The organism is Thauera sp. (genome assembly GCF_035444905.1).
Classification (GTDB): Bacteria; Pseudomonadota; Gammaproteobacteria; order Burkholderiales; family Rhodocyclaceae; genus Thauera.
The window spans coordinates 41,805-57,748 of sequence record NZ_DAOMPS010000002.1; the positions used below are offsets into that span (position 1 = coordinate 41,805).

Sequence of the window (15,944 nt, forward strand, 5' to 3'; positions counted from 1 at the left end):
GATGGAACAACTGAAGTTTGCGTTCCCGGCGCTGCAGCCGGCCGCGGGCAGGGCGCTCGCCGGTGTGGTCGGCTCGGGCGACCTGGAGGTACTCGTCGAACCCAACGTCGCCGGCACGACGACTGTTTCGGTCGCGACCTCGGTGGTCGGTATGGGCCGGGTGTGGGAGGCGGTGCTCAGCCGCATCCTGACGGCGGCGCCGCTGCCGGCGACGAAGATCGAGATCAACGACTTCGGCGCCACGCCTGGCGTGGTGCGCATGCGCATCGAGCAGGCCTTCGAGGAACTGGCCGCGAACGGGAGGACGGCGCCATGAACACCGACGAACTGCTTACTCGCGAGAGCTTCATCGAGCTCGGCGCCCGCGAACGGGCCCGTGCGCTGCTCGATGCGGGCACGATGCGCGAACTGATCGGTCCCTTCGACCGCCTCGCCTCGCCCTGGCTCGCCGCGCAGGGCGTGGTGACTCAGGCCGACGATGGCGTGGTGGTTGCCTGCGGTCGCATCGACGGCCAGTCCGCCGTGGTGCTTGCCATCGAGGGCGCCTACCAGGGCGGCAGCATGGGCGAGGTGGGTGGCGCGAAGATCGCCGGCGCGCTGGAACTCGCCGCCGAGGACAACCGTCGCGGCATCCCGACCTGCGCCGTGATCCTGTTCGAGACCGGCGGCGTGCGTCTGCAGGAGGCCAACCTCGGCCTCGCTGCGATCGCCGAGATCCATGCCGCGATCGCCGACCTGCGCCGCTACCAGCCGGTGGTCGGCATCACCGCGGGCACGGTCGGCTGCTTCGGCGGCATGTCGATCGCGGCCGGTCTGTGCAGCTACCTCGTCGTTACCCGGGAAGCCCGTCTGGGGCTGAACGGGCCGCAGGTGATCGAGCAGGAAGCCGGCATCGAGGAATACGACGCCCGCGATCGTCCCTTCATCTGGAGCATGACGGGCGGCGAGCAGCGCTACGCGTCAAGGCTGGTCGACGCCTACCTCGAGGATGACGTCGAGGCCATGCGCACCAGCGTGCGCGAGTTCATGCGCCAGGGCGTTCCGGCGCAGCACCGCAGCGACCGCGAGGCCGATTTCCTCGCCTGCCTGGCGCGCGTCGATGCCACCGAACAGGCGCGGCCCGAGGCGGTGCGCGCGATCTACCAGGAGGGACTCTGACATGGCACGAGAAACCAAGATCAGCCGCGGCGCGATCTGGCTTGCTGCACTCGCGCGCGATGGTGAGACCGTTGCCGGCTACCCCCTCTCGCTGCGGGTGGTGGATGCCGCCCTCGGCGGCGAACTGGCGCGCTTCATCGCCGTGGTGCCCGATCCGGAGAATCCCTTCCCGCGCGCACGCACGGGCGAGGTCGGCCTGGTCGAAGGCTGGGCACTGGCGCGTGCGGTCCGCGAGGTGATCGCGGCCGATGCCCAGGCGTCCAAGCGTCGCCCGATCGTCGCCGTCATCGACGTCACGAGCCAGGCCTACGGTCGGCGCGAAGAGGCCTACGGCATCCACCAGGCGCTTGCCGGTGCGGCCGCCGCCTATGCCGATGCGCGCCTGGCCGGCCATCCGGTGATCGGCCTCATCGTCGGCAAGGCAATGTCCGGGGCGCTGCTGGCCCATGGCTACCAGGCCAACCGCTTGATCGCGCTCGACGATCCGCAGGTCATGGTCCACGCCATGGGCAAGGCGGCTGCGGCACGCGTGACCCTGCGCTCGGTCGAGCAGCTCGAGGCGCTGGCCGAGAAGATTCCGCCGATGGCCTACGACATCGCCAGTTTCGCCAAGCTCGGGCTGCTGTGGCGACTGCTGCCGGTGGCGCAGCCGGACGCGCCCGCCGGGGCCGACCTCGACCGGGTCGAAAGCTGCCTCGTCGAAGCCCTTGCCGACATCCGCGCGGATGCGCGCGGCGACTTGTCGGGTCGGCTGGGGCAGCCGGCGCGCCGTCTTTCGTGCGAAGTGCGGGAACGCCTGCGCACAGGCTGGGAGGAGCGTCGATGACGAGGATCTGAGCGATCTGCCCGGGCCGGGATGGCCGGAGGAGACGCCAGGCCACCCGCCCACTGATGCATGCACGGCTGCAGCGGCAGCCGCAACACCCAAGGAGACAACATCATGACCATCTATGGAACCGCCTTGCTGGCGGCCTGCGTCCTCATCGGACTTTTCATCGGCGATGTCCTCGGCACCGCGATCGGCGTCAAAGCCAACGTCGGCGGCGTGGGCTTCTCGATGATCCTGCTGATCTTCGCCTCGGAATACCTGCGCAAGCGCGACCTGCTGCCCACCCCGACCAAGGAAGGCGTGCACTTCTGGAGCGCGATCTACATCCCCGTCGTCGTCGCGATGGCTGCGCAGCAGAACGTCGTGGCGGCCGTGAAGGGCGGCCCGGCGGCGATCCTCGCCGGCGCGCTCGCCACCGCCGTCTGTTACGCCCTCATCCCTGTCATCGCACGCATCGGCACCAAGGCGCCGATCGCCGATGCGAAAGTCCAAGCGGAGTAAGCCAGCATGGAAAAGATCCTTGTCGACGTCCTCACCAAGAACGGGCTCCTCACCGGCTTCGCCGTGATCGGGCTCACCATGCTGGTCTCGTACTGGCTGTCGAGCCGCTTCACCCGCGGCAAGCTGCACGGCTCGGCGATCGCGATCATGCTCGGGCTGGCGCTGGCTTACGTCAGCGGGCTCTTCACCGGTGGCCAGAAGGGCGTGGCCGACATACCGCTGCTCACCGGCGTCGGCCTGCTCGGCGGGGCGATGATTCGCGACTTCGCCATCACCGCAACCGCGTTCGGGGTGAATTTCCAGGAGATCCGCAAGGCGGGCCTGAGCGGGGTCGTGTCGCTGCTGGTGGGCGTCGTTCTGTCCTTCGTGATCGGTGCTGCGGTGGCGGCCGCGTTCGGCTACACCGACGCCGTGAGCATGGCGACGATCGGCGCCGGGGCGGTGACCTACATCGTGGGGCCGGTCACAGGGGCGGCGATTGGCGCGAGTTCAGACGTGATCGCGTTGTCCATCGCTGCCGGGCTGGTGAAGGCCATCCTGGTCATGGTCGCCTCGCCCTTCTTCGCGCCGCGCATCGGGCTGGACAATCCGCGCACGGCCATGGTGTTCGGCGGCATGATGGGCACGACCAGCGGGGTGTGCGGTGCGCTCGCGGCGATCGATCCCAAGCTCGTTCCCTACGGTGCGATGACTTCGACCTTCTACACCGGTCTGGGTTGCCTGCTTGGGCCCTCGGTGCTGTTCCTCGCCACCCAGGCCCTGGTCGGCTGAGGCCGCGGAGGGACACGCCATGCGGGCTCACGATCTGCTGTGGTTGCGGACGACGGCCATTGCGGCCGGGGCGCCCCTGCCCGACTGGGCCGAAGCGGCCTGGCCCGTCGTTGTCCGCCGTGCGGAGCCGGGCAGGCAGGGGCTGGTTGCGGTCGGCTTGCGCGGGCGGGCGCGCAACCAGCGCCACGCGGCCTGGGTGGCGCTCGCGCAGGTTATGCGCCGCTGCACGCCCGAGGCGCTCGCGCGCGAGCGCGGCTGGGCGCGCTGCCCCGGCAGCGGGCTGGCTTGCCTCGATGCCCTCGCGCGGATTGCCCCCATGCTCGATGCGGCCGGGCTGACGTGGGGGCCGACAGGCGGCGTCGGTTTCGCCCTCGCGAGCGGGGCGGCGGTGCTCCATCAGGGAAGCGACCTCGACCTGCTCGTGCGGGCGCCGCGCCCGTTCGCGGAGCGCGAACTCGGGCTGCTGCGCACATTGAGATCGCATGCAGGCTGCCGCCTCGATGTGCAGATCGACACCGGGTGCGGCGGCTTTGCCCTCGACGAGTGGCTGGCTGGGCGTCGCACCGTGTTGTTGAAGACGGCCAACGGCCCACGTCTGGTGAGCGACCCGTGGCAGCCGCAGAAGCAGGAGTGTCCGGCATGAGCGTGCTGTTCACCTTTCCGGGCCAGGGCTCACAGTCGCCAGGGATGCTGTCGCGGCTGCCGGCCGACGCCGAGGTCGACCGGACGTTCGCGCAGACTCGCGCGGTGCTTGGGCGCGATCCGTTCGAGCTCGACACCGAGCAGGCGCTCCAGTCCACGGTGGCCGTGCAGCTTGCCCTGCTGATCGCCGGCGTGGCGATGGCGCGTACCCTGATTGCGCGCGACGCGGCACCGGACATGGTCGCGGGCATGTCGGTGGGCGCCTATCCGGCCGCGGTCATCGCCGGCGTGCTCGACTACGAGGACGCGCTGCGCCTGGTCGACCTGCGCGGTCGTCTGATGGAAGAGGCGTTTCCGGCCGGTTACGGCATGACGGCGTTGATCGGCATCGATGCCTTCCGCCTGGAGCTGATCGTCGCCCGGGTCCACACGCCATCTCGGCCGGTCTTCATTGCAAATATCAATGCGGAGCAGCAGATCATCGTCGCGGGTGCAGATGCAGCCATGGAAGCGGTTGCTGAGCTTGCGCTCGAGCAGGGGGCGACGCGTTGCGAACGCCTGACGGTGGGCGTCCCGTCGCACTGCGCACTTCTGGCCCCGGTCGCGCACGACATGAGACGGGCGATGGCTGCGGTGCGCTGGACGCGCCCACGCGTCGCTTTCCTGAGCAGCACCGCCGCGCGCGCGATGGCGGATCCCGCACGCATCACCGACGACCTCGCCGGCAACGTCGCCCAACGCGTGAACTGGCTCGACACCGTCAAGCTCGCGTGGGAGCGCGGCGCCCGAGTGGCAGTCGAGATGCCGAGTCGTGAGGTTCTTACCGGACTCACACATGCGGCCTTTTCCGAGGGGCTTGCGCTCTGTTGCGAGACTAGCCGAGTTGATACGATCTGCGCGCTCATTCGGCGCGAGCAGCAAGGCCGTCTTGGATGAGCTTTCGGCGATAAGGGATCGAAGAAACGATCCAGGACAGCGCTTACGGTTCGTGTCCGATTGGGCGAAGCAGGGGCCTCAGCCGCCGCTGAGCGCTTGCACGATGACGAGCGTGTCGTTGGCGCGCAAGGGCTGCGCCAGGCTGAAGATCTGGCCTTCGGTGACGAAGAAGCGGATGTGGGGGCGCAGCCGGCCTTGTTCGTCCACGACGCGAAAGCGGATGCCCGGAAAGCGCCGGTCGAGATCGGCCAGCAGGGTCGCCAGCGTTTCGCCTTCGGCCTCCACTTCGCGTGCGCCGGTGTACGAGCGCAGCGGGGTCGGGATCATCACCTTCATCTTGATCACGCCGCCGGGACGCCGACCTCCACCGCGAAGATCTCGGGCAGATGGCGCGCGATGCAACGCCAGGACGCGCCCTCGTCAGCACTCATCCAGAGTTCACCGCTGGTGGTGCCGAAGTAGAGGCCGAGCGGATCGCAGGCATCGGCGCTCATCGCCTGGCGCTTGACGGTCCACCACGCCTGTTCCGCGGGCAGGCCGCGATCGAGGCGCTCCCAGCTCGCGCCGGCGTCGCGCGTGCCATAGACTGCCGGCCGACCGCCGGGACTGGTGCGCGGCCAGACGTCGCTGCCGTCCATCGGGAAGATCCAGGCACGGTCGGCATCGCGCGGATGCACGACGAGCGGAAAGCCGATGTCGCCGACCTCCTCGGGCATGTTGCGGCCGATGCGGACCCAGGTGTCGTCAGGACGGTCGAGGCGATAAACCCCGCAGTGATTCTGCTGGTAGAGGCGGTCGGGTGCACTCGGGCAGAGGCGCACGCAATGCGGGTCGTGGAAGGTCGGGTCGGACACGTCGAAACCCTCGACGACCTCGAGGCCCTTCAGGATCGGTGTGAAGCTTCTGCCGCCGTCGCGCGATTCATGCACGCCGCCACCCGACATCCCGATATAGAGATGCTGCGGGTTGCGGGGGTCGATGTTGATCGAGTGCAGCTTGGGACCATCGGGCGTGCCGTCCTGAACGCTGCCCATCCAGCGCCGATAGTCGGGATCGTCGTTGAGGCAGGAAAAGGGTGACCAGTGCAGGCCGCCGTCGGTGGACCGGAACAGGCCCTGCGGCGAGGTGCCGGCGAGCCAGCAATCGGGCTCGATGGCAAGACCCGGGGTGAGCCAGAAACTGTGGTCGACGACCCGCCCTTGCTCACCGTCCGGTGCGGGGGCGAAGGCGGGCGGCTGCGGGACCTCGGCCCAGGTGTCGCCGAGGTCGGTCGAGCGGTACAGGGTGGGGCCGAGGTGCCCTGTCTTCGCTGCCGCGAGCAGGGTGCGTCCATCACGCGGATCGAGCACCAGGTGGCTGATGATGTGACCGAGCAGGTGCGGGCCGCTCACCCGCCATTGCTGGCGGTGGGTGTCGCCATGGAACAGCCAGGCGCCCTTGCGCGTCGCCACCAGTACGACGATGGCCTTCACAGCCTCGGTGGCCGAGGCGACGTTATCGGGTGTGTTCATTCTCGCTCTCCGTGCGGGGGGCTGGCGCCCCGTGCAGGGCTGGCGCGCAGCCGTAGCCGCCGTGCCGGGCAGTCCGGCGGGGGCAATTCCTGTTCTATAGACCAGAAATGCAGCGTGCGCAGCGCGCGGAGGGTGGTTAGGCCTGCCTTCGGGGAGGGATCAGGCCTCGGTGGGCGCGCCGCCGGTCGTCAGACGCTTGCCGTCGAAGGCGAGCCAGCGCGCTTCGCCGTGCCAGTCGGCGAGCACGTGGCGGACGCAGTCGCGCCCGTCGACCTGCAACTGGTGGCAGTCGGGGCGATGGGTATGGCCATGGATCAGCGTCGGATAACCATGTTCGCGCAGCAGCGCGGCGACGGCATCGGCATTGACGTCCATGATCTCCATCGTCTTCCCGGCCTTGGCTGCCTCGCTCTTCTGGCGCAGGCTGGCGATGAAGGCCTTGCGCGCGGCCAGCGGCTGGGCCAGGAAGCCGGCCTGCCAGGCGGGGTCGCGCACCTGGCGGCGATAGGCCTGGTAGGCGAGGTCGTCGGTGCACAGGGCGTCGCCGTGCGCGAGCAGCAGGGTTGGCGCAGTCGCGCTGTCGCCGAAGCGCACGCAGGCCGGGTCATCGAGCAGCGTCGCGCCGATGGCCTTGGCAAAGGCAGGGCCGGCAAGCAGGTCGCGATTGCCGGTCATGAAGTAGACCGCGGTGCCGGCGTCGGCCTGGGCCCGGATGGCGGCGGCGATGCGGGCGTTGAAGGGCGTGGCGAGGTCGTCGTCACCGGCCCAGTATTCGAACAGGTCGCCGAGGATGAAGAGGCTCGCTGCCTCGCGCGCCGGCCCCTGCAGGAAGGCGAGGAAGGCATCGACGTTGGTCGGCTCGTCTTCGCTGAGGTGCAGGTCGGAAATGAACAATGCCGGTAGCCGCGCACAGGCAGCCTCCGGCAAGGTGCTGAGCAGCCCGCCGGCCACGGACTGGGCGGGCTGCGTCACGCGGTCAGACAACTTCGGCGCGCTCGATGATCACGTCTTCCTTCGGCACGTCCTGGTGGAAGCCGCTGGAGCCGGTCTTCACCTTGCGGATCGCGTCCACCACGTCCATGCCTTCGCTGACGCGGCCGAACACGCAGTAGCCCCAGCCCTGCAGGTCGGGCGAGCGGTGGTTGAGGAAGTCGTTGTCGGCGACGTTGATGAAAAACTGGGCGGTGGCCGAGTGCGGGGCCTGGGTGCGCGCCATGGCGATGGTGCCGCGCTCGTTCTTGAGGCCGTTGTCGGCCTCGTTCTTGATCTGCTCGCCGGTCGGCTTCTGGTTCATGCCGGGCTCGAAGCCGCCGCCCTGGATCATGAAGCCGTCGATGACGCGGTGGAAGAGGGTGTTGTTGTAGTGGCCGGCCTCGACGTAGGCGAGGAAGTTGGCGACCGTCACCGGCGCCTTGTCGGCATCGAGTTCGAGGGTGATGACGCCGTGGTTGGTGTGCAGCTTGACAGCCATGTGGGGTTCTCCTGGGGAATCGGATTCTTGTGGGGGGAGGGCGCCTTACTCGACGACGCGGGCGCTTTCGATGACGATCGGATCGACCGGCACGTTCTGGTGGAAGCCGCGGTTTGCGGTGGGGAGCTTGCCGATCTTCTCGACCACGTCCATGCCCTTGACGACCTTGCCGAACACCGCGTAGCCCCAGCCGTCGCGCGAGGGGTAGTCGAGGAAGGTATTTGGCACGAGGTTGATGAAGAACTGCGCCGAGGCCGAGTGCGGATCTGCGGTGCGGGCCATGGCGAGCGTGCCGGGCTCATTCTTGAGACCGTTTTTTGCCTCGTTCTCGATCGGGGCGCGCGTGCTCTTCTGCTTCATCTCGGCGTCGAAGCCACCGCCCTGGATCATGAAGCCGTCGATGACACGGTGGAAGATGGTGCCGTCGTAGTGGCCGTCCCTGACGTACTGGACGAAGTTTTCGGCCGATTTGGGCGCCTTGTCGGCAAAGAGCTCGACGACGATCTCGCCCTGGCTGGTCTTCATCTCGACCATGGGGTTGGCCGCGAAAACCGGTGTGGCGGGCAGGGCGAAGACGGCCAGTGAGGCGAGGGCGGCGAGATGTTTCTTCATGGGGTCTCCGGTGAGGGGTGAGGCGCAGGCCTCTTGCGGCGAGGGTGCCCGGAAGCCGTCCCGGCGCCGGGCGGCAGTCCCGCGGCGGCAGAAAAGGGGGGCGCGGCGTGCATGGTATACTCACGCGCCTTTCGACTGGCCCCGCGCCGCTGACGACGCGAGATTCTAGCAACAAGCCCCACCCCTCACAATCGCGCCGCCGCGTTTGCGCCGCTTCGCCACCTTTCGTCACCTCTCTCGCCGCCCACCCACGATGCTTTCGATCTACAACACCCTGTCGCGCAACAAGGAAGTCTTCACGCCCATCGAACCCGGCAAGGTCCGCATGTATGTCTGTGGCATGACCGTGTATGACTATTGCCACCTTGGCCACGCACGCGTGATGGTCGTGTTCGACATGGTGGCGCGCTGGCTGCGCGCGAGCGGGCTGGCCGTGACCTACGTGCGCAACATCACCGACATCGACGACAAGATCATCCGCCGCGCGCAGGACAACGGCGAGACCATCCGCCAGCTCACCGACCGCTTCATCGCCGCGATGCACGAGGACGCCGACGCGCTCGGCGTGCTGCGCCCCGACCACGAGCCGCGCGCCACCGACTATGTCGCGCAGATGCAGTCGCTGATCTCGCGCCTCGAGCAGAAGGGCCTGGCCTATGTCGCCGCCAACCGCGACGTGTGCTATGCGGTGCGCAAGTTCGACGGCTACGGCAAGCTGTCGGGCAAGTCGCTCGACGAGTTGCGCGCCGGCGAGCGCGTCGACGTGGCGCAGGACAAGCACGACCCGCTCGACTTCGTGCTGTGGAAGCACGCCAAGACGGAGGAGCCGGGCGAGGTGAAGTGGGCTTCGCCCTGGGGCGAGGGCCGGCCGGGCTGGCATATCGAGTGCTCCGCGATGAGCTCGGAGCTGCTCGGCGAGCACTTCGACATCCATGGCGGCGGCATGGACCTGCAGTTCCCCCACCACGAGAACGAGATCGCCCAGTCAGAGGGCGCGCATGGCCATACCTTCGTCAATGTGTGGATGCACAACGGCTTCGTGCGGGTGGATGACGAGAAGATGTCGAAGTCGCTCGGCAACTTCTTCACCATCCGCGAGGTGCTGCAGAAGTACGACCCCGAGGTGGTGCGCTTCTTCATCCTGCGCGCGCACTACCGCAGCGCGCTGAACTACTCCGACGCCCACCTGGAAGACGCGCGCAACGCCCTGACCCGCCTCTACACCGCGCTCAAGAGCGTGCCGGTCGCGGGCGATGCGCAGGTGGATTGGCACGAAGCGCACGCCCAGCGCTTCCGCGCGGCGATGGACGACGACTTCAATACCGCCGAGGCGGTGGCGGTGCTGTTCGAGCTGGCCAACGAGGTCAACCGCAATGCCTCACCCGCGCTGGCGGGGCAGTTGAAGGCGCTCGGCGGGGTGCTCGGCCTGCTTGGACGCGCGCCGCAGGCCTTCCTGCAGGCCGGTACGCCGGATGCGGGTGGGCTCGAAGCGGCAGTGATCGAGGCGAGGATCGCCGAACGCGCCGCGGCCAAGAAGGCGAAGGATTTCGCCGAGGCCGACCGCATCCGCGCCGAGCTGACGGCGGCCGGCGTGATCCTCGAGGACGGCGCCGGCGGCACCACCTGGCGCCGCGCCTGAGCGCCGAGGGAAACTGCCCCGCGTCCGTGATGGCGGCAGCGCCCCGGCAGCGCTTGCCGGGCGAATCGAGATGAATGTGAAAACGCCCGCCCTGCGATGCAGGAGCGGGCGTTTTGGTGTGGGGGCGGACCGCGCGCACGGACCGCAGCTCGCCCCCGGGTTTCAGTTGCCGAAGAAGTCGCGCACCTTGTCCATCCAGCCCTTGGCCTTCGGGTTGTGACGGTCGGCGTTGCCGCTGGAGATCTCCTCGAACTCGCGCAGCAATTCGCGCTGGCGCTCGGTGAGGTTCACCGGCGTCTCGACCACCACGTGGCACATCAGGTCGCCATGCACATGGCTGCGCACGTTCTTGATGCCCTTGCCGCGCAGGCGGAAGACCTTGCCGCTCTGCGTCTCGGCCGGGATCTTCAGTCGCGCCATGCCTTCCAGCGTCGGGATCTCGATCTCGCCGCCGAGCGCCGCGGTGGTGATGCTGATCGGCATCTCGCAGTGCAGGTCGTCGTGGTCGCGCTCGAACACCGAATGCTTGCGGATGTGGATCTCGACGTAGAGGTCGCCCGGCGGCCCGCCGTTGACGCCCGGCTCGCCATGGCCGGCGTGGCGCAGGCGCATGCCTTCGTCGATACCGGCGGGAATCTTCACCTCCAGCGTCTTCTGCTTCTTGACCCGGCCGGCGCCGCCGCAGTCGCGGCAGGGGTCGGGGATGATCTTGCCGCTGCCGTGGCACTTGGGGCAGGTCTGCTGGATCGAGAAGAAGCCCTGCTGCACGCGTACCTGGCCGTGGCCGTTACAGGTGGGGCAGGTCTTGGGCTGGGTACCGGGCTTGGCGCCGCTGCCGTGGCAGGTGCCGCACTCCTCGACGGTGGGGATGCGGATGGTCTTGTCGGCGCCGCGCGCGGCTTCCTCGAGCGTGATCTCGAGGTTGTAGCGCAGATCGGCGCCACGGTAGACGTTCGAGCGCCCACCGCGGCCACCGCCAAAGAGGTCGCCGAAGATGTCGCCGAAGGCATCGGCAAAGCCGCCCTCGAAGCCCTGGCCGCCGGCGCCCATCGACGGGTCGACCCCGGCGTGGCCGTAGCGGTCGTAGGCCGCCTTCTTCTGCGGGTCGGAGAGCATCTCGTAGGCCTCCTTGGCCTCCTTGAACTTCTCTTCCGCGGCCGTGTTGTCCGGATTGCGGTCCGGATGGTGCTTCATGGCCAGCTTGCGGTAGGCCTTCTTGATCTCGTCGTCGCTGGCGTCGCGGTTGACGCCGAGGACATCGTAGTAATCCCTTTTGGACATGGTGCTTCGCTCAGTCTGGTCTCAAGCAAAGGCCGAGCCGGCGCCGGAGCAGGGCTCCGGCGGGGCTCGGCCGCGAAGGATTCGCCAGAGTGACGATTACTTCTTGTCCTTCACTTCGGTGAACTCGGCATCCACCACGTCGGCGTCCTCGGCCTTGCCACCGGCTTGCTGAGCACCGGCTGCGCCCTGGGCGCCGCCCTCGGCCTGAGCCTGGGCATACATCTGCTCGCCGAGCTTTTGCGCAGCCATTGCCAGAGCCTGGCTCTTGGCTTCGATGCTGTCCTTGTCACCGCTCTTGATGGCCTCTTCGGCCTCCTTCATCGCGGCTTCGATCTTGGCCTTCTCGTCATCCGACAGCTTGTCGCCGTACTCGCCGAGCGCCTTCTTCGTCGAGTGGATCAGCGCGTCGCACTGGTTGCGGGCGTCGACCAGCTCATGCGCCTTCTTGTCTTCCTCGGCATGCGCCTCGGCGTCACGCACCATGCGCTCGACTTCCGCATCCGACAGGCCGGAGTTGGCCTGGATCTTGATCTTGTTCTCCTTGCCGGTGGCCTTGTCCTTGGCCGACACGTGCAGGATGCCGTTGGCGTCGATGTCGAAGGTGACCTCGATCTGCGGCATGCCGCGCGGCGCCGGCGGGATGTCGGAGAGGTTGAACTGACCCAGGCTCTTGTTGCCCGAAGCCATCTCGCGCTCGCCCTGCAGCACGTGGATGGTCACGGCCGACTGGTTGTCGTCGGCGGTGGAGAACACCTGGCTGGCCTTGGTCGGAATCGTGGTGTTCTTCTGGATCAGCTTGGTCATCACGCCGCCCAGGGTTTCGATGCCCAGCGACAGCGGGGTGACGTCGAGCAGCAGCACGTCCTTGACCTCGCCCTGCAGCACGCCGCCCTGGATCGAGGCGCCCACTGCCACGGCTTCGTCCGGGTTCACGTCACGGCGCGGCTCCTTGCCGAAGAACTCCTTCACCTTGTCGATGACCTTGGGCATGCGGGTCTGGCCGCCGACCAGGATCACGTCGTCGATGTCCGAAACCTTGACGCCGGCATCCTTCAGCGCGATGCGGCAGGGCTCGATCGAGCGCTCGATGAGGTCTTCGACCAGGGCCTCGAACTTGGCGCGGGTGATCTTGATCGCCAGGTGCTTCGGGCCCGAGGCGTCGGCGGTGATGTAGGGCAGGTTGATCTCGGTCTGCTGGCCGGAGGACAGCTCGATCTTGGCCTTCTCGGCGGCTTCCTTCAGGCGCTGCAGCGCGAGCACGTCGTTCTTGAGGTCGACGCCCTGTTCCTTTTTGAACTCGGTGACGATGTAGTCGATGATGCGCTGGTCGAAGTCCTCGCCGCCCAGGAAGGTGTCGCCGTTGGTGGCCAGCACTTCGAACTGGTGCTCGCCGTCGAGGTCGGCGATCTCGATGATGGAGATGTCGAAGGTCCCGCCGCCGAGGTCATAAACGGCGATCTTGGAGTCGCCCGGCTTCTTGTCCATGCCGAAGGCGAGCGCGGCCGCGGTCGGCTCGTTGATGATGCGCTTGACTTCGAGGCCGGCGATGCGGCCGGCGTCCTTGGTGGCCTGGCGCTGGCTGTCGTTGAAGTAGGCCGGCACGGTGATCACCGCCTCGGTCACTTCCTCGCCGAGGTAGTCCTCGGCGGTCTTCTTCATCTTGCGCAGGATTTCGGCGGACACCTGCGGCGGCGCGATCTTCTTGCCGCGCACTTCGACCCAGGCGTCGCCGTTGTCGGCCTTGGTGATGGTGAAGGGCATCATGGCGATGTCCTTCTGCACTTCCTTCTCTTCGAAGCGACGGCCGATCAGGCGCTTGATCGCGAACAGCGTGTTCTTGGCGTTGGTGACCGCCTGGCGCTTGGCCGGCGCGCCGACCAGGATCTCGCCGTCTTCGGCGTAGGCGACCACCGACGGGGTGGTGCGTGCGCCTTCGGAGTTCTCGATGACCTTCGGCTTGCCGCCTTCCATCACGGAGACGCAGCTATTGGTGGTGCCGAGGTCGATGCCGATGATCTTGCCCATTTGAGTTCCTCTTCAGTCTGAATTCGATGGCGGAGCGGCCTTGCCGTCCAATCTGGTTCGAATATGGGGTGGTGCGCACCGCTTTCAAGCGGCTGAGTGCAGATTTCTCACTGGCCCTTGGCCTTGGCGACCATCACCAGCGCCGGGCGGATGACGCGCTCGTTGAGGAGGTAGCCCTTCTGCAGCACGGTGACGACCGTGTTGGGTTCGGCGTCGGCCTCGATCGTGCTGATTGCCTGGTGCCTGTTGGGGTCGAACTTCTGGCCGAGCGGGTTTTCTTCGGCGAGGTGGGCGCCGTCGAAGGCGGAGACGAGCTGCTTCAGGGTCAGCTCGACACCTTCGCGCATCTTTTCGACCGACTGGTTCTCGATCGCGAGCGCCGCCTCGAGGCTGTCCTTGACCGGCAGCATCGCGCTGGCAAATTTCTCGGCGGCAAACTTGGCGGCCTTCGCGATGTCATCCTGGGCCCGGCGGCGCACGTTCTCGGTCTCGGCCTTCGCGCGCAGCCAGGCGTCGTGGTGCTCGGCGGCCTTGAGCTCGGCCTGACGCAGGGCCTCTTCCAGGCTCGGCATGGTGTCGATCGCGGGTGCGGTGGCGGCGTCGGGCTCCGGCGTGGCCAATGGATCGGCCGGCATCTGCTCAAGTTCGGGCGTGATGTCCGGCGTCGGCTTCTGGTCCTGCATGGGTGACTCTCCGTTTTCTTTCGACGGCTGCAGATGTTGGGGCGAAAGGGGCGGTTTCAAGAGCGAGCGTGGAACTTTTCTGCGCGGCGGGGAGATCGCGACCCGGTGGGCGGACGTTGGGGGTGAGGAGGCTTGTGGGAAGGGCTTTATAAGTGGTATGGTGAATGCAACTTTAAAACGAAAGGATCCCGTCATGCTTTCACCCCGCACGATCGAATTGGTCAAGGCCACTGTTCCCGCCCTGCAGGCCCACGGCCTGACGCTCACGACGCACTTCTACGCGCGCCTGTTCGAGCACGAGCCCGAGCTGAAGAACATCTTCAACCTCGGCAACCAGGCCGGCGGAAAGCAGCAGCATGCGCTCGCCGCGGCCGTGCTCGCCTACGCGCAGAACATCGACAATCCGGGGGCGCTCGCGCCGGTCGCGTCGCGCATCGCCCACAAGCACGCCAGCATCGGCATCCGGGCGGATCACTACCCGATCGTAGGCCGGCATCTGCTGGCGTCGATCCGCGAGGTCATGGGCGAGGCCGCGACCGACGAGATCATCGACGCCTGGGCCGCGGCCTACCAGGCGCTGGCCGACATCCTGATCGCCGCCGAGGCCGAGCTGTACCGTGCTGCGGCCGCCGCAAAGGGCGGCTGGAAGGGCTGGCGGGAGTTCGTCGTCGAGCGCAAGGAGGTGGAGAGCGAGCTCGTCACGTCCTTCTATCTGCGTCCGGCCGATGGTGGTTCGCTGCCGCCTTTCGTGCCCGGACAGTTCGTCAGCGTGGTGCTCTATGTGCCGGAGCTGGGGGTGGAGCAGATTCGCCAGTACAGCCTGTCCGAGGCGCCCAATCCGTCCTATTTCCGCATCTCGGTCAAGCGCGAGGGCAGGGACCCGGCGGGCATTGTCTCCAACCGGCTGCACGACAACGTCGGGGTGGGCGACAGCGTGCGCCTGGCGCCGCCCTTCGGCGACTTCTACCTGCACGAGGACCGCGATACGCCGGTGGTGCTGGTCAGCGGCGGTGTCGGCCTGACACCGATGGTGAGCATGCTCAACGCGCTGCAGGACACCACGCGCCGCGTCGTCTTCGTGCATGGCGCGCGCGACGGACGTGTCCATGCGCTGAAGGGGCATGTGGAAGAGCTCGCCGCCTCGCGCGCCCATGTCGACAGCATCGTGTTCTACGACGCGCCGGCGGCCGGCGACGTGCAGGGGCGCGACTACGAGTTCGAGGGCATGGTCGACCTCGAGCGCATCCGCGGACGGGTCGAGCTGCCCGATGCCGACTACTACCTGTGTGGCCCCTTGCCCTTCATGCTCAAGCAGCGCGACATCCTGATCGGCTGGGGGGTGGCGCGCGACCGCATCCATTACGAGGTCTTCGGCCCCGATCAGCAGCAAGTGGGCAGCTGAGGTGCAGCTGACGCGCTTTGCCGATCTCGGCTTGCGCTTGCTGATGTATCTGGCCAGCGCGCGGCCCGAGCATGACCAGCCAGTGACGATCGCCGAGGTTGGTGAGCGCTTCGAGGTGTCGCATCACCATCTGGTGAAGGTCGCCAATCTCCTCGCCCAGACCGGCTGGGTGAAAGCCATGCGGGGTCGCGGCGGCGGGTTGCGGCTGGCGCGTCCGCCGGAGCAGATCCGCGTGGGCGAAGTCGTGCGTGTGCTGGAGGGCGAGGGCGGGTTGGTCGACTGCGACCGGCCGGCGTGTTCGCTGCGCGGCGTGTGCCGCCTGCGGGGCGTGCTCGACGAGGCGCAGCAGGCCTTCTTCGCGGCGCTCGATCGTCACACCCTGGCCGACGTGGTGGCGGGCACCTCGGCCGCGGGGCTGGCGCGGCTGCATCTTCATCGTGTGGAGCCTGTGGCGCGCTGAGTCGCTGGCGGGCGTGTGCAAGG

General features: G+C 67.7%; 18 protein-coding genes. 10 read left to right on the plus strand and 8 right to left on the minus strand.

The features are described from left to right. Position 1 precedes the first annotated feature (1 nt). From PLC66_RS01405 to mdcH, 7 genes are all read left to right on the plus strand, one after another. Positions 2–316: a malonate decarboxylase subunit delta gene (locus PLC66_RS01405; protein WP_324537171.1), complete on the plus strand. Its 315-nt coding sequence runs from the start codon at positions 2–4 to the stop codon at positions 314–316. After that, positions 313–1,158, plus strand: coding sequence for a biotin-independent malonate decarboxylase subunit beta (locus tag PLC66_RS01410; RefSeq protein ID WP_324537173.1), 846 nt, complete (start codon positions 313–315; stop codon positions 1,156–1,158). The genes PLC66_RS01405 and PLC66_RS01410 overlap by 4 nt, the downstream gene beginning before the upstream one ends. Position 1,159: 1 nt before the next feature. Continuing rightward, a complete protein-coding gene (mdcE, locus tag PLC66_RS01415; protein WP_324537175.1) occupies positions 1,160–1,984 on the plus strand; it encodes a biotin-independent malonate decarboxylase subunit gamma in 825 nt (274 codons plus the stop codon). Between the two features lie 114 nt (positions 1,985–2,098). Next, positions 2,099–2,488: a malonate transporter subunit MadL gene (madL, locus tag PLC66_RS01420; protein WP_324537177.1), complete on the plus strand. Its 390-nt coding sequence runs from the start codon at positions 2,099–2,101 to the stop codon at positions 2,486–2,488. A gap of 6 nt (positions 2,489–2,494) precedes the next feature. Next, on the plus strand, positions 2,495–3,259 hold the full coding sequence (madM, locus tag PLC66_RS01425; protein ID WP_324537179.1) for a malonate transporter subunit MadM: 765 nt from the start codon (positions 2,495–2,497) through the stop codon (positions 3,257–3,259). Between the two features lie 19 nt (positions 3,260–3,278). Beyond that, the gene (locus PLC66_RS01430) at positions 3,279–3,902 is read left to right on the plus strand and encodes a malonate decarboxylase holo-ACP synthase (RefSeq protein WP_324537180.1); all 624 of its coding nucleotides are present in this window, start codon (positions 3,279–3,281) and stop codon (positions 3,900–3,902) included. Further along, the gene (gene mdcH / locus PLC66_RS01435; protein ID WP_324537182.1) at positions 3,899–4,837 is read left to right on the plus strand and encodes a malonate decarboxylase subunit epsilon; all 939 of its coding nucleotides are present in this window, start codon (positions 3,899–3,901) and stop codon (positions 4,835–4,837) included. Before PLC66_RS01430 ends, mdcH begins: the two co-directional genes overlap by 4 nt. A gap of 78 nt (positions 4,838–4,915) precedes the next feature. Here mdcH and PLC66_RS01440 read toward each other — a convergent pair whose 3' ends face one another. From PLC66_RS01440 to PLC66_RS01460, 5 genes are all read right to left on the minus strand, one after another. After that, positions 4,916–5,173 (minus strand): MoaD/ThiS family protein, encoded by a 258-nt coding sequence (locus tag PLC66_RS01440; RefSeq protein ID WP_324537392.1) that lies wholly within the window; start codon positions 5,171–5,173, stop codon positions 4,916–4,918. Between the two features lie 5 nt (positions 5,174–5,178). After that, on the minus strand, positions 5,179–6,348 hold the full coding sequence (locus PLC66_RS01445) for a beta propeller repeat protein (protein ID WP_324537184.1): 1,170 nt from the start codon (positions 6,346–6,348) through the stop codon (positions 5,179–5,181). Between the two features lie 159 nt (positions 6,349–6,507). After that, entirely contained in the window at positions 6,508–7,275 is a 768-nt protein-coding gene (locus PLC66_RS01450) for a UDP-2,3-diacylglucosamine diphosphatase (protein ID WP_324537394.1), read from the minus strand. A 49-nt stretch (positions 7,276–7,324) separates the two neighbouring features. Further along, positions 7,325–7,819, minus strand: coding sequence for a peptidylprolyl isomerase (locus PLC66_RS01455; protein ID WP_324537186.1), 495 nt, complete (start codon positions 7,817–7,819; stop codon positions 7,325–7,327). Between the two features lie 45 nt (positions 7,820–7,864). After that, positions 7,865–8,431, minus strand: coding sequence for a peptidylprolyl isomerase (locus PLC66_RS01460; protein ID WP_324537188.1), 567 nt, complete (start codon positions 8,429–8,431; stop codon positions 7,865–7,867). Between the two features lie 253 nt (positions 8,432–8,684). Here PLC66_RS01460 and cysS point away from each other — a divergent pair, with 253 nt between their 5' ends. Next, positions 8,685–10,070 (plus strand): cysteine--tRNA ligase, encoded by a 1,386-nt coding sequence (gene cysS / locus PLC66_RS01465; protein ID WP_324537190.1) that lies wholly within the window; start codon positions 8,685–8,687, stop codon positions 10,068–10,070. A gap of 162 nt (positions 10,071–10,232) precedes the next feature. Here the strand turns inward: cysS and dnaJ are convergent, their stop codons facing one another. The 3 genes from dnaJ to grpE form a co-directional block, all read right to left on the minus strand. Then, positions 10,233–11,351, minus strand: coding sequence for a molecular chaperone DnaJ (gene dnaJ, locus PLC66_RS01470; protein WP_324537192.1), 1,119 nt, complete (start codon positions 11,349–11,351; stop codon positions 10,233–10,235). Between the two features lie 96 nt (positions 11,352–11,447). Further along, positions 11,448–13,376 (minus strand): molecular chaperone DnaK, encoded by a 1,929-nt coding sequence (gene dnaK / locus PLC66_RS01475; protein ID WP_324537194.1) that lies wholly within the window; start codon positions 13,374–13,376, stop codon positions 11,448–11,450. Positions 13,377–13,483: 107 nt separating this feature from the next. Next, complete coding sequence (grpE, locus tag PLC66_RS01480; protein ID WP_324537196.1) at positions 13,484–14,059, minus strand: nucleotide exchange factor GrpE; 576 nt, start codon at positions 14,057–14,059, stop codon at positions 13,484–13,486. A gap of 193 nt (positions 14,060–14,252) precedes the next feature. Here grpE and hmpA point away from each other — a divergent pair, with 193 nt between their 5' ends. Then, complete coding sequence (hmpA, locus tag PLC66_RS01485) at positions 14,253–15,461, plus strand: NO-inducible flavohemoprotein (RefSeq protein WP_324537198.1); 1,209 nt, start codon at positions 14,253–14,255, stop codon at positions 15,459–15,461. Between the two features lies 1 nt (position 15,462). After that, positions 15,463–15,921 (plus strand): Rrf2 family transcriptional regulator, encoded by a 459-nt coding sequence (locus PLC66_RS01490; protein WP_324537200.1) that lies wholly within the window; start codon positions 15,463–15,465, stop codon positions 15,919–15,921. Positions 15,922–15,944: the final 23 nt, after the last annotated feature.

Bases quoted from the DNA above. Each gene is read 5' to 3' on its own strand.
- PLC66_RS01410 (WP_324537173.1), top strand. From the start codon at position 313: ATGAACACCGACGAACTGCTTACTCGCGAGAGCTTCATCGAGCTCGGC.
- dnaJ (WP_324537192.1), bottom strand. From the start codon at position 11,351: ATGTCCAAAAGGGATTACTACGATGTCCTCGGCGTCAACCGCGACGCC.
- mdcE (WP_324537175.1), top strand. From the start codon at position 1,160: ATGGCACGAGAAACCAAGATCAGCCGCGGCGCGATCTGGCTTGCTGCA.
- madM (WP_324537179.1), top strand. From the start codon at position 2,495: ATGGAAAAGATCCTTGTCGACGTCCTCACCAAGAACGGGCTCCTCACC.
- madL (WP_324537177.1), top strand. From the start codon at position 2,099: ATGACCATCTATGGAACCGCCTTGCTGGCGGCCTGCGTCCTCATCGGA.
- dnaK (WP_324537194.1), bottom strand. From the start codon at position 13,376: ATGGGCAAGATCATCGGCATCGACCTCGGCACCACCAATAGCTGCGTC.
- hmpA (WP_324537198.1), top strand. From the start codon at position 14,253: ATGCTTTCACCCCGCACGATCGAATTGGTCAAGGCCACTGTTCCCGCC.
- PLC66_RS01405 (WP_324537171.1), top strand. From the start codon at position 2: ATGGAACAACTGAAGTTTGCGTTCCCGGCGCTGCAGCCGGCCGCGGGC.
- PLC66_RS01445 (WP_324537184.1), bottom strand. From the start codon at position 6,348: ATGAACACACCCGATAACGTCGCCTCGGCCACCGAGGCTGTGAAGGCC.
- mdcH (WP_324537182.1), top strand. From the start codon at position 3,899: ATGAGCGTGCTGTTCACCTTTCCGGGCCAGGGCTCACAGTCGCCAGGG.
- PLC66_RS01455 (WP_324537186.1), bottom strand. From the start codon at position 7,819: ATGGCTGTCAAGCTGCACACCAACCACGGCGTCATCACCCTCGAACTC.
- cysS (WP_324537190.1), top strand. From the start codon at position 8,685: ATGCTTTCGATCTACAACACCCTGTCGCGCAACAAGGAAGTCTTCACG.
- grpE (WP_324537196.1), bottom strand. From the start codon at position 14,059: ATGCAGGACCAGAAGCCGACGCCGGACATCACGCCCGAACTTGAGCAG.
- PLC66_RS01430 (WP_324537180.1), top strand. From the start codon at position 3,279: ATGCGGGCTCACGATCTGCTGTGGTTGCGGACGACGGCCATTGCGGCC.
- PLC66_RS01440 (WP_324537392.1), bottom strand. From the start codon at position 5,173: ATGAAGGTGATGATCCCGACCCCGCTGCGCTCGTACACCGGCGCACGC.
- PLC66_RS01460 (WP_324537188.1), bottom strand. From the start codon at position 8,431: ATGAAGAAACATCTCGCCGCCCTCGCCTCACTGGCCGTCTTCGCCCTG.